The following is a 14,454-nucleotide window of genomic DNA, read 5'->3' as shown; positions in this document are numbered from 1 at the left end:
CGTCCTTGGTGAGACTCTAGAAGTCGATGGACCAGCCGTCGGTGGCGCACACCGTGGAGCCGGCATAAAGCTCCGCGACCTCGCCCTCGATATCGACGGCTTCGACCGGCGGATAAAAGTGCGTAAGCACCAGGCGCGCGCACCGAGCCTGTGCCGCCAACGCGCCAGCCTGTCGTGGCGTGAGATGCTCACGAATGGCCATTGCATCGGGCAGGGAGCACTCGGCGAGCAGCACGGTGCACCCGCGCGCCCAGACCCCGAGCGCCTCGTTTTCTCCGGTGTCCCCGGTGTACACGAGGCGCGTGGCTCCCTCACTGATGGAATATGCTACGCTCTCAGCGGTATGTGGTACCGGACAGGCCTCGAGCGTCACGGTGTCATCGAGCCGGATGACGTCGTCTGGCCCAAGATCGTGCACGGTGAGGGGAAAGCCTGGTGCCAGCATCCAGGTGCCGTACACGGCCGCCATGCGCTCCAGCAGCGCGCCGGTGCCGGGCGGCCCATAGATCGTGACCGGAGCGCTGCGTGGCGGCAGCTGGCCCCAGCGCCACCCCATGACAAGGAGGGGCAGGTCCGCGATGTGGTCGGCATGGAAATGCGTGAGCGCCACGTGCGTGATGCTGCGCCAGTCCAGGCCAAGGTTGGCCATGCGGTGGACCGCCCCGCTGCCGCAGTCGAGCAGCAGGCGTACGGTCCCGGCGGCCACGAGGTGGGCAGAGCCCACGCGGGTAGGGTGGGGCGCGGCGGTGCCGGTGCCGATGGTGGTGAGCTTCATGGGAGGGGTCGGGGAAAGCGCGCCTACCGCCCCTGAAAGACGATCCGTCGGAACGTGGGCACACCATTATTCGCACGGAATCGCGCGAGGTACACGCCGGGGGCCACGGTGCGCCCATCGGTGGCGGTACCGTCCCACACAAAGCGGTAGTCGCAGTTGCTCGACGCACCCGGTGAGCCGCGCCCGTAGCGCCCGCCTCCGAACCGGCGCACCCCGTCGCTCGCCGGGACGATCTGCTTCACCAGATTCCCGCGAAGGTCGAGCACGTCGAGCGCGACATCCGCACCACCCTCTCCCACATCGAACCAGAAACAGGTGGAGAATGCCGCGGCGCTGGGAAACGGATTGGGAAAATTCTGGTAGAGCAGCGTGGTCGTGGGGAGGGGCGGATCCGTGATGAGGAACGTGCCCTGGCTGTACACGCGAACGTTGTCTCCGTTGGGGAGATAGGCGCGCACATTCCAGCGGTAGGAGGTGTTGGCCTGGAGGTCGGTGGACGGGCGATAGGTGGTGTCGCGCAGATTGGTCACGCCGAGTTCTGCTCGCCCTGCGCCCAGTACCTCAAGGTCATAGCGCCACGCGCCCGTGGCAGCGGTCACCGGCGCGCTCTTCCACACGAGCAGCGGCCGACGGATGCTGAAGCCGTCCCCCAACGCCGAATTGGGCGTGACGAGGGTGAGCCACGGGGGCACCACGCGCGCCCCCGAACTGCTCGACACCGCCTGCGCCCCCAGACTCGACCGCGCAAATACGCGCCAATAGACCGTCGCTTCGCTCGGCAGCGGTCGCGTGATCTGGATGGTGACGGTGCTGTCGGTGCTGTTGAACGTGCTGTCGAGGAGAATGCCGGAGAAGTCGGCGTTCGTGGCCACCTGCAGGGTGAACTGCAGGGGGCGCGCCGCACCGAGCCCGATCGCGCGCACCTGCAGGGTGGGGGTGAGCGTGGGGAGTACGGTTTGCGTGGGCCCATCCACGACCACCGCCTGCGCGTGCAGCCGGCTGCCCGGCTGCAACGCCAGCGGGGCGACCACCGCTGCCACCAAGTGCAACCGTGTCGCCCCGAGGGAGAGCCGCCGGAGCAGCCGCCAGCGCCGCATCGTCACGCCGGCGACGGTTCCGTCTCCGACGATTCGTCGGGGGCTTCAGTCGAGGCCTCGTCATCGAGCGCGCGTGGCTCCGGTGCCGATCCCTCCTCGTCGATCGACGGGCCGTTGCGGAGGCGCACACTCACGATGCTCGACACGCCCGGCTCCTGCATGGTCACGCCGTACACCGCGTCGGCCGCCTCGCTGGTCGTGCGCGGGTTGTGCGTGATCACGATGAACTGCGTGCGGCTCTTGAAGTCATTGAGCATCTTCACGAAGCGACCGATGTTCTGGTCGTCGAGTGGCGCATCCACTTCGTCCATGAGGCAGAAGGGGCTGGGCTTCGTCAGGAAGATGCCGAAGAGCAGTGACAGCGCCACGAGGGCGCGCTCACCGCTCGAAAGCAGGTGGATGCGTTGCGTCTTCTTGCCGCGCGGCGACGCATGCACCTCGATGTCGCAGTCGAGCGGGGCATCGGGGTTCTCCAGCCGCAGGTCGCACTCGCCGCCCCCGAACATGCGCAGGAAGATCTGCCGGAAGTTCTCACGCACCTGGGTGAAGGTCGCGAGGAACAGTTCCCGTGCCGTGCTGTCGATTTCGCGAATGGCTTGATGCAGCGATTGCTTGGCCGATACGAGGTCGTTGCGCTGGCTGGTGAGGAACTCGAGGCGACGCTGCTCCTCCTCATGTTCCTCGATGGCGAGCGGGTTGACCGGCCCGAGTTCATCGAGCGAGGCCCGCAACGTGGCCGCTTCGCTTCGCAACTCGTCGGTGGGGAGGTCAAGCTCCTCGAAGCCATTGAGCAGGTCGTCGAGCGACCGGCGCCATTCGGTCTCGAGGCGCGACTTGATGTTTTCACGACGCCCCGCGAGTTCGGTGTGCCGGAGTTGCGCACCGTGGAGCTGCTCGCCGAGTGCCGTGGCGCGCCGCCGCACCTCGTTGAGCGTGGCTTCGCAGGCATCCGACGCGTGCGTGGCCGAAGCCACCATGCGCTCCGCCTCCGCCAGACGCCCTTCGGCGTCGGCGAGACTCTTTTGCTCCGTGTCCAATTCCGTGCGCCAGCCGTCGAGCTGCTGGGCAAGGCTTTGGTCGGCGTCGCTGAGCGATGACAGCTCGCGGGCCAGCGCTTCAATGCGCGCGGCTGCCGTGCTGTCCTCTTCGAGCAGGCGCTTCTCGCGGTCGATGGCCACGCTGAGGCGCGCCTGCGCCTGCGCCTGGGCCACCTGCCACGTGGCGCGCGCTTCGCGCGCCTGCTCCTGCTCCCGCTCCAAAAGCGCGAGCTCCTCCCGCGCCGTCGTGATGTCGGTGTCGGCCTCGCCGGCACGCGCGTACAGCGCCTCGGCCTGCTGGGCCAGCTGGCGTGTACGCTGCTCGAGCTCCTCGAGTCGCGCGATGAGCCGCTCGGCCAGGGCGCTCGACTGCCCGAGTTCGCGCTCGGCGCGCTCACGGCGGCGCTCCACCTCGTTCTGCACTTCCACCGCGCGCCGCGATTCCTGCTGCGCCCGGTTGTTGTTTTCCACCGCCATCTGCTGCGCGCGTTCCGCCTCGGCCAGCGCGAGGCGCGCGGCTTCCGCGGCCAGAGCGGCTTCGTCGCGACGCGCTTCGGCGGCGGCGAGGTCACTCTCGAGTCGCGTGAGCTCGGCACGGCGCTGCAGCGGACCGGGGCCGCCGGCATTGCCCGGCAGGTACACCGCACCACGTTCGTCCACGAACGCGTCACCGCTGTCGAGCGCGCGGACCTTGCCAAGCAGGGCGCGCACCCAGCGCGACGCCGGGCCCTGCGACTGCACGTTGCTCGAGAGTGCGTCGGCATCCGCGCCGATTTCAGCCACGACGTCGAGCGGGAGGAGCAGGATGGGGCCAGGCTGCGTCTGCGCGTGCCACTGACGCACTGCCGCCGCCACTTCGGCATCACGCACGACAATCGCGTGCATCGTGGCGCCAAGGTAACGCTCGACCAGCTTCGCGGTCTCGCCGTCAGCGGTCACGAAGTCAGTCAGGGGGCCCAGGACCGCGTTCTCGCCAAAGCGGTCCTTCTCCTTCAGCAGCTTGGCGGCAGACGGCGCGAGCCCCACACGCTCGCGTTCGAGCGCGGCGAGCGCGTTCATCTTGCCTTCGAGATTGGTGCGCAGCTCCACCGCGTTGGCGAGCATCGCACGCGACTCGCCGTCGGCGGTGCGGGCGGTGGCGTGCGCGAGGCGCGCGCCCTCCAACTCGTGCATCGCCTCCTGCGCCGCATCCTCGGTGAGCTGGACCTGTTCACGGGCGTTGATCAGCTCGCGCTCGATCAAGTCGAGGGCGTCGGCGAGGTTCTGCCGCTCCACCTCGAGCGCCTCGCGGCGCTGCTGTGTGTCGGCTTGCTCGCGGGCGGCGCCATCACGATCGAGTTCGAGACGACGCGCCTGATCGCGATGTTCACGAACCTGTCGCTCGAGCTGGTCGAGCGCCGCCCGCGCGCGCTGCAGCGACTCACGGGCGACCTGTTCGGCGGCGAGGCGCTGGTGCAGCGCTTCGCCAGCATCGGTGAGCTCCTGTTCAAGCGTGGTGCGGTCGGTGGCGGCCTTCTCGCGATCTTCGCGCAAGCGGCGCCCGAACGCTTCGTTCTCCTCCCGCTCCTGTTCGGCGCGCATCTTCCGCTGTGTGGTGCTGCGCTGCCGTTCCTCGGCCACCGCGAGCTCGCGCTCGAGCCGCTGCGTCTTGTCGCGCTGTTCCGTGGCCAGGCGCGCCAGCTCCACGCGGCTCGCTTCTGCGGCACCACGCGCCGCGTGTGCCTCCTCCCGCTGCAGCTCGGCCGTGGCGATCGAGTCCTCCGCGTTCGGCATGTCGGCGCGCAGCGCTTCGAGCCGCTCGTCAAGCGCCGCGAGCTCGTCCTTCCACGCTGCCATCTCGCGTACCGCGAGAGAAAGTTCCACGGCAAAGCGGCGCGAGGTGAGCTCGGCATGACGTTCGGCACGCCGGCGCTGACGCGCGAGCGAGCGGACCTGGCTCTGCACTTCGTTGATCAGGTCGTCAAGGCGTGCGAGATCGGTGGTCGTTTCTTCGAGGCGACGTTCGGCACTGCGGCGTCGGTCACGATAGAGGCCCACGCCGGCTGCTTCCTCGAACAATTCGCGACGCTCGTCCGGGCGATCGGAGAGCAGGGCGTCGATCATCTTGCTTTCGATGACCACCCCTGAGTCGGCGCCGAGGCCGGTGCCGCGCACCAGATCCTGAATGTCGCGCAGGCGGCAGGGGGCGCGGTTGAGCAGGTACTCGCTTTCGCCCGATCGCAGGAGGCGACGCGTGATCACCACTTCCTTGAAGGGAATGGGCAGCTCGCCTTCGGTGTTGTCGAAGTGGAGCGACACTTCCGCCATGTTGACCGGCTTGCGCGCCGATGAACCGTGGAAGATCACGTCCTCCATCTTGGCGCCACGCATGGCACGCGCGCGCTGCTCGCCGAGCACCCAGCGCACGGCGTCGGAGACGTTGGATTTGCCGGAGCCGTTCGGGCCGACGATAGCCGTCACACCCTTCTCGAACACGAACTCCAGGTGATCGGCAAAGGCCTTGAAGCCGTGTACTTCGAGTTTCGTCAGACGCACTAGAACGCTCTCCCCGTTCGATAGACCAGCACAGGCGCGACACCGGCGGCGCGCAATGAATCCGCGAGCGCGGTCGCCTGCAGCGGCGACTCGTACGCACCGGTGTAAATGGTGGCGCTGCCGTCGTCCTGACGGAGCGCATAGCCGATGATGCCACGCGCGGCCAGCGCCGCGAGGCGCGTGGGCACGAGATTCGTGGTCACCTTGGTTTCAATGCGGAACGCAAAGGGCACCGAGACAATGCTGCCGGAGCCGATCACCTTCTCGGTACGGAGGCGCGCGAGGAGCGCCTCGGCGTCGGCGCGTGCCGCAGCCGCGCCGACGGTCACGCGGTACCACTGTTCGCTCCCTTCCATGACTGGCGAGAGGGCAACGGCTTCGAGTGTGCGCACCTTGGGGTCGGGCATCGCGCCTGCCCGGGTATTGGCGGTGGCGAAGTACACGGCGTAACGCGAGGCGGCCGCGCTGTCGGCGGGATTGGCCACGGGAAGCAGCGGCGCGGCCAGCATCGCCGCGTTGGTGCTGTCGGCAAGGCCGGCCGTCGCGCTGTCGCTGGGGATCAGGTTGCCGAGCGAATCGCGACGCAGGCTGTCGACCACCGGTACGCTGTCCATGGGTGTCGGCGGTACCACGATCGCGGCACTGTCCGGGGCGGGGGCCGTGCGTGTGAAGAACGCCGCGATTGGCGCGGGCAGTCGCGCCGAGAGTTGCGGCCAAAAGGCACCCACCGCGACGATTGCGGCAGCCAGCAGGATCAGCACCACGATGAGCGTGCGCGTGCGGCTTTCCGACGTTTCCTGTGCCGCCTGACGTGCCCGTGCCTTGCTTTCACGCTTTGGTGCTTCGGCGGGCTCCGCCACGGCTGCTGGCGGCGGTGGCGGCGGCGCGATGAGCGGGATGCCCGGTGGCGTGGGAAACGCTGGGGCGCCCACCGGCATGAGGGCCCCCAGATAGCTGCACAGCTCGGCGAAGCCTGGCACCTGTGGACGCGCCACGACGATCAGCAGCGCCCCCACCTGGTGAAAGCCTGCGGCGAGGCGGCGCCAGCGATCATTGGCGTACACCTCGTGATGATCCACCGGCTCAGTGCCGCTGGGCATCAGGAACACGTTGTCGATCCCCTGCATGGGGCGCGCGATCTTGTTGAGCGAGACGCCGTACAGGAAGCTGTCGGTGATGCCATGCGGATCATCGCCGGTGAGCTGCGACTCGATGGCCGGAGACTCGCCGATCAGGTCGGCGATGGTGACCCGTCGCCGCTGCCCCTGCGCACGTGCCACCCCGATGGCCACGCTGACCGCAATGGACGGATCATTGGCGGCGATGACCACGGCGCACAGGCCGTCGAGCAGGGGGGCGAGGCGACGCCCTTCCGCTTCCCACGAGACGAGCAGTGACCCTGGGGCCGTCACGGGGCGCCCTCGAAGATCCAGTAGCTCTGGCCCGAGGCCTTGCCCACCCGCTCGGCTTCGGCGCGTGACGGAAACGGACCGAGCACGACACGATAGAGCGTCTTGCCGGCACGCTCCGAGGTGGTGATGCGCGGCGACTGCCCGTCAACGCGAATGCGGGTGGCGAGGGCGCGCGCCTGCTTCTCGTCGAGGATCGCGGCGAACGAGACGGTGAACTGCGACGACACCGCGGCGGCAGGTCCCGCACTGTCAGCCCGGACCGCCGAGCGCGTGGTCGTGCTCTCAGCGGGCTGCCGCAGCGAGTCCGGCAGGTCTGCCGAATCGCGCGGGGCACTGGTGCGGAATTGCACGGGCTGATCGAGGCCGGCGGCACGGGGACGGAACCCGTTCCATCGCATCGTATGCCAGAAGGTGGCGGCGCCTCCCGTGATCACCCGCATGTCTGCGAGCGTAGCCGGATGCGCGAACACCACGTCGGGGCCACGCGTGACGGCGATGGCCGCGTCGGGAAGTACGAGCGGTAGGTCACCCCGCCATTCGCTCCGTACCACGCCGATGACGTCGTCGCTCGCCAGGCTCACCACGAACACCGAGTCGGCGTTGCCACGCACGAGGAGCACGCGCCCCATGGGATCCATGCGGAGGTCGCGTGCCTCACCGGGCAGCGCAATCTTGCCGGTCACGCCCTCCTCGAAGCGGTCGACCACGCGCAGCACGTCTTCGCCGTCGAGCGATACGAACAGGCGATCCCCACTGGGCGTGGCCGCAATGGCCCGCACGGGATCACCCATGTCCACCTCGAGCGCCTTGCCAAGATCCCGGGTGCGCACGGCGGCCACCAGCTCGTTGCCGCCAAAGAACACTCGGTCGCCCACCGAGCCGGCTGTTTCGCTGAGCGACTGGCGGAGCGCCCGCTCCTCGCCGCCGATGGCGAAGGACACGCTGTCGGAGAGCGTCTGCTGCGGCGGGCGCACGCGCCACACGATGGCACGGTCACCCTTGGCGCCAGCCACGATGAGCGAGCCGTCGGCCTGCGCGTACAGCGCCTGCGCCGGCAGCGACGGCGTGAAACGCCAATCCCCCCCGCTCGGCGTGAAGCGGGTGATCTCGCCGCGGGTGGTCAGGCCGTAGATGGAGCCGCCGTCGGCACTCGACACCGCGGTGACGGTATCGGTGCGGACCGTGGTCACGGAGCCGATGCGCAGGTCGACCCGAACGGGCGCTCCGGCGGTGTCGATGGCGGCGAGATACCCGTCGTCGGGGCCGAAGGCAATGATCCGGGCCAGGGCCGGCACGCGCGCGGCGGAACGCCACACGACCGTATCGAGGGCCGGATAGCGGGCAGCCGTCATGCTGCCCCCGTCGCGCGTGACGCGCAGGACAATGGGGTCGGGACCGCCGGGAATACTGGGAGGGGCGCCGGCTCCAGAGGGGCGGGACGAGCGATCCGCACAGCCGCACGCGAGGAGCACGAGCGCCGTCGCAAAGAGCGTGCGCACGGAGGAAAAATACCCCGCGGGCGAGAGGGAAGGGAGGGGTTGCGAAATGGGGGCTAGTAGCTCGCCCCGAAGAACCACGTGCCAAACCCCTTCGCGCCCGGCCGGCTTACGGGCTTGGCCCAGTCCCACCGGATGATCGCGAAGTTGAAGAGGTTCATCCGGAGCCCGAACCCGTAGCTCCGGAGCAGCGCGCGTTGCTGGTCCACGTTGTAGGTCGCCGGCCGGTCCACGCTCACGCTCTGCCCCTGGGACCATGCCACGCCGGCGTCATAGAAGAACAGGCCATCGACCGGCGGGAGGCCGCCCAGCAGGTTGGTGCGGGTGCCGTAGCGGCGCAGGATCGGAAACCGGAGTTCGGCGTTGGCGAACGCCACACGACTACCGATCAGCTCCGCCGTGCTGCACGTCGAGCCATCGTCGCTCGGCAGCCCGGAGCAGCCCACCGTGTTGATGTCCTCGCGGTTGTAGCCGCGCACGAAGTCGGGGCGCCCGATCCACTTGGGGAAACGCGCCTCGTCACGCCCCACCGACATGCTGCCAGTGAAGCGCGTGGCAAACGTGATGTAGTTGAACAGAATCGGGATGTACGAGCGGGCATCCACGAGATAGTCCGTCCAACGCCACGTCCCCACGCTCGGCTCGATCTCGAAACGCGCACGGCGGCCCGTGATGGGGCCGGTGAAGCCGAACAGCGTATTGTCGGTGACGAACGCCAGGTACGGTGAGATCGTATTGGCCGACGCCACGTTCCGCGTCGGGCCGCGCTCGAAGCCGGTAGCGTAGCCGAAGGCGTAGTCCACCTGCCGGTTGAACGAAAACACCTGCTGGTCCACGTTCTGGAAGCGTGCGCCCAGCTCGAAACGGGTGAAGCGGTTGAGCGGATACAGCCCGGCGGCGAACGCCTGGCGCATCACCAGGCGCGTGATCTCCTGCGACTGGACGAACTGCGTCTGGCTGTTGTTGATCGGCGCCTCGAAGAAGTTCGAGATCAGGTACACCGGCTGCTGGATCACCCCCGTGGTGTACTGCAGCCGGCGGCCGAGGCTGGTGTAGCCCGCGAACACCTGCGCATCCGAGAGCTGGCCGTTGATGGACCCCGACAACGCCAGGCGACGATCACCGAGCAGATCGCTCAGCACGATCGTGGTACCGCCATAGGTGCCCTGACCGAAACCGCCCTGCTGGTAGCCGATACTGGGCTGCGCGATGTACTCCGGCTGCAGCTTGCCTTTGTAGCGCGAGTCGCTCAGGCGGGTCGTGTCGGGCAGGTTGAAGTCGAAGCTGTCGAGCATCGCCTTCACGCTGATCGTTTCCGCCTGCCGGGCGAGCGTGCTGGCCGGCAGCTCCGACGACACGCGGGCGGCGACCCCGGTGCTGGGGCGATAGAAGCTTTGACGTGCCGCGGCGGTGTCGGTGACCGTGGCACGGCGCAGGTGGGCGGTGGGGTCGACCGGACGGGCGTTTGCCGCACCGGCGCCGCCGGCCGCTGCACCGCTGCCGGCATCACGGATGGGGCGCTCGGCGACCACCATCGGATCACGGTATGGTTGCTTCTTCAGTTTGCGCGGGTTCTGCACCTTCCAGATCGCATGGTCGGTCTTCTCGTAGTACACGAAGGCCATGAGGTCGGCCCCGCGCGCCCACGTGAGCGCCGGCGACTGCTCGGCCACCGCCGTGACGGCACCCAAAACGTTCGTGAGTTGGTAGTGCTCGCGATCGGTCAGATCGTACAGGAAGATGTTGGCAATGCCCGTCCGATCCGAGATGAACGCGAGCGACTTACCGTCGGGCGCCCACTGCGGATTGATGTTGCGGCCGCCCTGATTGGGAAGCAGTGTGACCTTCTGGGTGTCGAAGTCGTAGAGGGCCACGCGCCACGGACCGATCTTGAGGATCTCCATGTCGGTATCGGGGCCACGCTCAGTCACGAAGGCAATCGTCTTGCCATCGGGCGACCAAGCCGGTGAGAGATCACCGTACGTGTCCTTCATGAGCTGCGTGTACCCCGGGGCGTCGAGCGACGCCACGTACAGGTCACTCGCGCCGCGACGCATGCCGCTGAACACGATGCGACGGCCATCGGGGGAGAAACTCGGACTCAGGACCTGGTCGAGCGCGAAGTCGAAATCGCGAATCACCGTCCGGCGCGCTACGTCCATCACGTAGAGGACGTCGCGACCGCCGCGCTGACCGGTGAAGGCCAGCAGCTTGCCATCGGGAGAGAACGACGGCTGCGAGTAGATGAAGCGCAGCTGCTCGTAGTCAGGGTTGGTGGTGGTCTTTACGAGGCGCTTGAGGCGCTTGCCCGTGTTGACGTCGGCGAGGAACAGCTCGGGAAACACCTCGCCGCGCAGGAAGCTGCCGTAGCCCACATAGGCGATGTACTTGCCATCGTCGGAGAGGGCCGGCGCCACGTATGTGTTCTGGAAGCCTCCCGTGCGCGACTGCGTAAGCAGCGGTTCCGCAAAGCTGCGCGGCCGATCGAGGGTGGCGACGGCGGTGAGATACTTGGACTGCATGGCCGCCTTCCACTCGGCGCTCAACTCCTCGAGCGACAGGCCGATCTCCCGGCGAAAAGCGCGATCGATGCCGAGGCTCGGCGTGGCGTTCATGATTTCGCCAATCACCTCATCGCCCCAGCGCGCCCCCACGTACTGCCACAGCGATAGCCCGTAGCGGTAGGGGAAGTACTTGTCGGGCCGCTCTGTCATCTGCGCGATGGTGGGGAGCGTGTTGTTCACCACGGCGTCACGCACCCACGCGTCGGTCCACGGATGGTTGGGGCCGATGGACAGATATTCCGCCAACCCCTCCATGTACCAGAGTGGCGGGTTCACCATCGCCAGGTTCTGCAGGCCGGCACCGGCGCGGCCACGCGAGAAAATGTCGAAGGTGAACACGTGCACCATTTCGTGGATGAGCACATGTTCGAAGCTGGCCCAGTCACCGCTGAAGAACTGTGCCATGCGCTGGCGCAGCGGATCGGTCACACCACCCGTGCCTTCGCCCAGGTCACCGAATACGTTGCTCTGCGCGAAGTCGCCGGAGGAGCCAAAGATCAGCACCGGCTTCTTCTCGCGGAACTGGTGCGCCGTGAGCCGCGAGAGCCGCGCGTACGCGCGCTCCGACATGCGCGCGGCGTCGGGGGCGACGTCGGCGATCTGCGGATAGTAGTGCACCAGGAAGTGCTCGGTCTCGATCACCCGCCAGTTGAGGCGATCGTACTGCACTTGGTTCTGCCCGAAATACCCCTGCGCCGGCAGCGGCGCCAACGAGGCGGAGCCCGCGAGCGCGGTGACCGCGAACATCAGAGCCGAACCGAGTCGTGACCACCGCTGCGCCTGCGCCATGGAGATTAGGCTCCCTGCGTAATGTCGGCCGGCAGCTTCACGGGTGTGGCATCGCTCCACAACCGCTCGAGCTGGTAGAACTGCCGTAACGTTGGATGAAACACGTGGATCACGCAGTCGGCATAGTCGAGCAATGCCCAGCGACCCTGCGTGAGGCCTTCGGTCATCGTGGTAGACACCCCAGATCCCTTCAACCCTGCCTGGATGTGTTCCGCCACCGCGCGGACATGGGTATCGGAGGTGCCTGAGGCGATCACAAAAAAGTCGGTCATATCCGTCACTCCGCGGAGATCGAGGACCACGATGTTCGTGGCCTTGAGTTCGCTCGCGAGGCGGGCAGCCTGGCGGGCGATCGGTTCTCCGGGGCTCGGGGCGCGTTCAGCCATGTCTGTACAGGTGAGAGCGTGGCATCGGGGAAAGATCCACGAGCACGTGGAGTACCCCGGCGCCTGTATGAAGGTTGCCGTCGGGTCGGCGTTCTGGCTACTGCCCGCCGTGGGGGAAAAGGAAAACGCCGGCCTGTGTACCGGCCGGCGTTTTCCGATGGCACGCCCGGACCGGGCGGGTGCGGCTTACTGCTTGATGATCCACACCTTGATTTCCGGGTGCACGTCCGCGTGAAGGCGGATGCCGACCTTGTACATGCCGAGCGTCTTGATGGGCTCGTTGAGCTCGATCTGGCGCTTTTCGATCTTGAAGCCCTGGGCCTCGAGCTGATGGGCGATGTCGGCCGTGGTCACCGAGCCGAACAGCTTGCCCTCTTCGCCCACGCGCGCCGCGAAGGTCACCGACACCTCGGCGAGCTTGTCGGCGATCGCCTTGGCGGCTTCGATGCGCTCGTTCTCGAGGGCCTCGAGGCGGCTCTTCTCGCTGGCGATGCGCTTGCGGTTGCCGGCCGTCGCCTCGTAGGCGAGACCGCGCGGGAGCAGGAAGTTGCGGGCGTAGCCCGGCGACACGGAGACGATGTCACCAGGATGTCCGAGCTTGTCGACGGCGTTGCGAAGAATGACTTCCATGGGGAACTCCGGGTCGAACCGGTGAAAGAATTGCGAAACGGAAAAGATCGGGGACCAGCGGATCCGGCCCCGGTTGGTGAAGCCTCAGGGCGACCACGGCCGACGCGAACCCGCGCCAGCGCGGAAGTCGCGCCAGGTGTCACCCAGTCCGAGAGTGAAGGTGACCGTGAGCAGCGCCCCGAGCACCCACACCGGCCCGAGGACCGGGACCAGCACCGCCAATGCGAGCAGCACCCACACCGCCGCCCGATCAGGGATGTACCACGTAAGGACCCCGGCGCCCCGGAGGGCGTAGAGCGTCCCGAAAAACCCGACGAGGTTGAGACCGGCGGTCCGCCACTCCACAAGCGACGGGAGCAGCAGGACCGTGACACCGACAATCAACCCCCACACCCACTGGTCGTTGAACCGCAGATCCCGCAGCGCCCCGAGCGGCGGCCCGATCCGGGCGCGCGTGAGGCGATGATACGCGGCCCAGCCGAGAGCCAACGCCAGCAGACTCTCCAGCGCTAACAACGTCGGAGCCAACCGGACCAGCGGCGCCACACGCGAACCGCCCACCGCCGAGGAAGCCGGTTGCGGTTCGGCAAGCACGACTAGCACGCCTTCGAAACGTTGCGTGCGTTCGACCGCCTCGGGGAATCGCTGCGCAAAGCGGCGCCACGACTCCGTGGAGGTACGGCCACGCCACGCATCGAGCGAAACACCGAGGCGCTCCTGATACTCCTGCGACAGCATCTGGGCCGGCGCCGCGAAGGCGCTCATCCCAGCCGGTGCGCGGGTGGAGAAGCCGACCGCGGTGATCACTCCGGAGAGCGCCACTGCCGCCAACGCCCGGGTGAGAAACGGCCGGGACGCTGTCGCTAGGCAGACCAGCCCGAAGGCGGCGCCCAACGTGACGGCCCAACCGCGGAGGAACGCCCCATAGCCCGACAACGGGAGCGGCACCTTCCACACCACGTACCCCGCAGCCAACCCCCAGACGAGGCCCAGCACGAGGCGTCCACCAGCCCACCATCCCACGATCGCACAGCTCGCGATGGCCACCAGCACCATCAGCGCGAACTGCTCGACGGGGAGCAGGAGCCGGATCGTTCCGGCAAGAAGCGCGAGGGCTGGCGGCCAGGCCGGTGCGGCGGTCACGACGACCATCAGCAACATGCCCAAGACGAACCAGCGCCATCGACGCTCCTGTGGAGCGGTCGCGGCGACGTCCGGCGCGACCGCTCCGTTCATGCTTACGCCGTCTGGCCCTTCACGTACGGAAGGAGCGCGAGGTAGCGCGCCTTCTTCACGGCCTTCGACAGCTGACGCTGATGACGCGCATCCACACCGCTCAAACGGCTCGGCAGGATCTTGCCGTAGTCCGAGATGAAGCGGGCGAGGAGGCGGTCGTCCTTGTAATCGACGTAACGGATGCCCGCTTCAGTGACCGGGCAGGGCTTCTTCTGGCGGCGCATGGATTAATCCTCGTCGTCGTCGTCATCATCGCCCGCGCGACGGCGCGAGGCGAGCTCTTCGTCGGAGAGCTTGGGGGCCCCAAGCTCGTGCTCATACAGCGTCACCATGTAGCGCACCACGCTCTCGTCGAGCTTGAGCGCACGCTCGAACTCGGGGAGCACGGCGGGCGCCGTGGTGAAGTTGCTGATCACGTAGTAGCCGTTCTCGTGACGGCCGATCTTGTACGCGAGCTGACGACGGCCCCAGTGCTCGATCGTCGCCGGTTCGGCGAG

The 14,454-nt window shown here is 67.7% G+C and carries 11 protein-coding genes; all 11 read right to left on the bottom strand.

Features of this window, described 5'->3' with window-relative positions:
* Nucleotides 1–16: 16 nt before the first annotated feature.
* Nucleotides 17–775 (bottom strand): MBL fold metallo-hydrolase, encoded by a 759-nt coding sequence (locus ACIQ51_RS10970; RefSeq protein WP_396205083.1) that lies wholly within the window; start codon nt 773–775, stop codon nt 17–19.
* A 23-nt stretch (nt 776–798) separates the two neighbouring features.
* The gene (locus ACIQ51_RS10965; RefSeq protein ID WP_396205082.1) at nt 799–1,878 is read right to left on the bottom strand and encodes a hypothetical protein; all 1,080 of its coding nucleotides are present in this window, start codon (nt 1,876–1,878) and stop codon (nt 799–801) included.
* Nucleotides 1,875–5,444, bottom strand: coding sequence for a chromosome segregation protein SMC (smc, locus tag ACIQ51_RS10960; protein WP_396205081.1), 3,570 nt, complete (start codon nt 5,442–5,444; stop codon nt 1,875–1,877). Before smc ends, ACIQ51_RS10965 begins: the two co-directional genes overlap by 4 nt.
* On the bottom strand, nt 5,444–6,856 hold the full coding sequence (locus ACIQ51_RS10955; RefSeq protein ID WP_396205080.1) for an SPOR domain-containing protein: 1,413 nt from the start codon (nt 6,854–6,856) through the stop codon (nt 5,444–5,446). Before ACIQ51_RS10955 ends, smc begins: the two co-directional genes overlap by 1 nt.
* A complete protein-coding gene (locus ACIQ51_RS10950; protein ID WP_396205079.1) occupies nt 6,853–8,355 on the bottom strand; it encodes an SPOR domain-containing protein in 1,503 nt (500 codons plus the stop codon). Before ACIQ51_RS10950 ends, ACIQ51_RS10955 begins: the two co-directional genes overlap by 4 nt.
* Before the next feature lie 53 nt (nt 8,356–8,408).
* Nucleotides 8,409–11,663 carry a hypothetical protein gene (locus ACIQ51_RS10945; RefSeq protein ID WP_396205078.1) on the bottom strand — a complete coding sequence of 1,085 codons (3,255 nt, stop codon included), beginning with the start codon at nt 11,661–11,663 and terminating at the stop codon, nt 8,409–8,411.
* Between the two features lie 47 nt (nt 11,664–11,710).
* Nucleotides 11,711–12,091, bottom strand: a complete 381-nt coding sequence (rsfS, locus tag ACIQ51_RS10940; RefSeq protein WP_396205077.1) for a ribosome silencing factor — start codon at nt 12,089–12,091, stop codon at nt 11,711–11,713.
* A gap of 186 nt (nt 12,092–12,277) precedes the next feature.
* On the bottom strand, nt 12,278–12,721 hold the full coding sequence (gene rplI, locus ACIQ51_RS10935; RefSeq protein WP_396205076.1) for a 50S ribosomal protein L9: 444 nt from the start codon (nt 12,719–12,721) through the stop codon (nt 12,278–12,280).
* A gap of 84 nt (nt 12,722–12,805) precedes the next feature.
* Entirely contained in the window at nt 12,806–13,957 is a 1,152-nt protein-coding gene (locus tag ACIQ51_RS10930) for a DUF2232 domain-containing protein (protein ID WP_396205075.1), read from the bottom strand.
* Nucleotides 13,958–13,959: 2 nt separating this feature from the next.
* Nucleotides 13,960–14,181 (bottom strand): 30S ribosomal protein S18, encoded by a 222-nt coding sequence (gene rpsR / locus ACIQ51_RS10925; RefSeq protein ID WP_396205074.1) that lies wholly within the window; start codon nt 14,179–14,181, stop codon nt 13,960–13,962.
* A 3-nt stretch (nt 14,182–14,184) separates the two neighbouring features.
* The coding region (gene rpsF / locus ACIQ51_RS10920) for a 30S ribosomal protein S6 (RefSeq protein ID WP_396205073.1) at nt 14,185–14,454 on the bottom strand (270 nt) is incomplete at its 5' end.

This window comes from Gemmatimonas sp. (assembly GCF_044344655.1).
In the GTDB taxonomy this organism is placed as follows: domain Bacteria; phylum Gemmatimonadota; class Gemmatimonadetes; order Gemmatimonadales; family Gemmatimonadaceae; genus Gemmatimonas.
The sequence above is the reverse complement of the archived record's forward strand: the minus strand, read 5'-3'. Positions and strand labels throughout refer to the sequence as shown.

Bases quoted from the DNA above. Each gene is read 5' to 3' on its own strand.
- ACIQ51_RS10970 (WP_396205083.1), bottom strand. From the start codon at position 775: ATGAAGCTCACCACCATCGGCACCGGCACCGCCGCGCCCCACCCTACC.
- ACIQ51_RS10945 (WP_396205078.1), bottom strand. From the start codon at position 11,663: ATGTTCGCGGTCACCGCGCTCGCGGGCTCCGCCTCGTTGGCGCCGCTG.
- rsfS (WP_396205077.1), bottom strand. From the start codon at position 12,091: ATGGCTGAACGCGCCCCGAGCCCCGGAGAACCGATCGCCCGCCAGGCT.
- rplI (WP_396205076.1), bottom strand. From the start codon at position 12,721: ATGGAAGTCATTCTTCGCAACGCCGTCGACAAGCTCGGACATCCTGGT.
- ACIQ51_RS10930 (WP_396205075.1), bottom strand. From the start codon at position 13,957: ATGAACGGAGCGGTCGCGCCGGACGTCGCCGCGACCGCTCCACAGGAG.
- rpsR (WP_396205074.1), bottom strand. From the start codon at position 14,181: ATGCGCCGCCAGAAGAAGCCCTGCCCGGTCACTGAAGCGGGCATCCGT.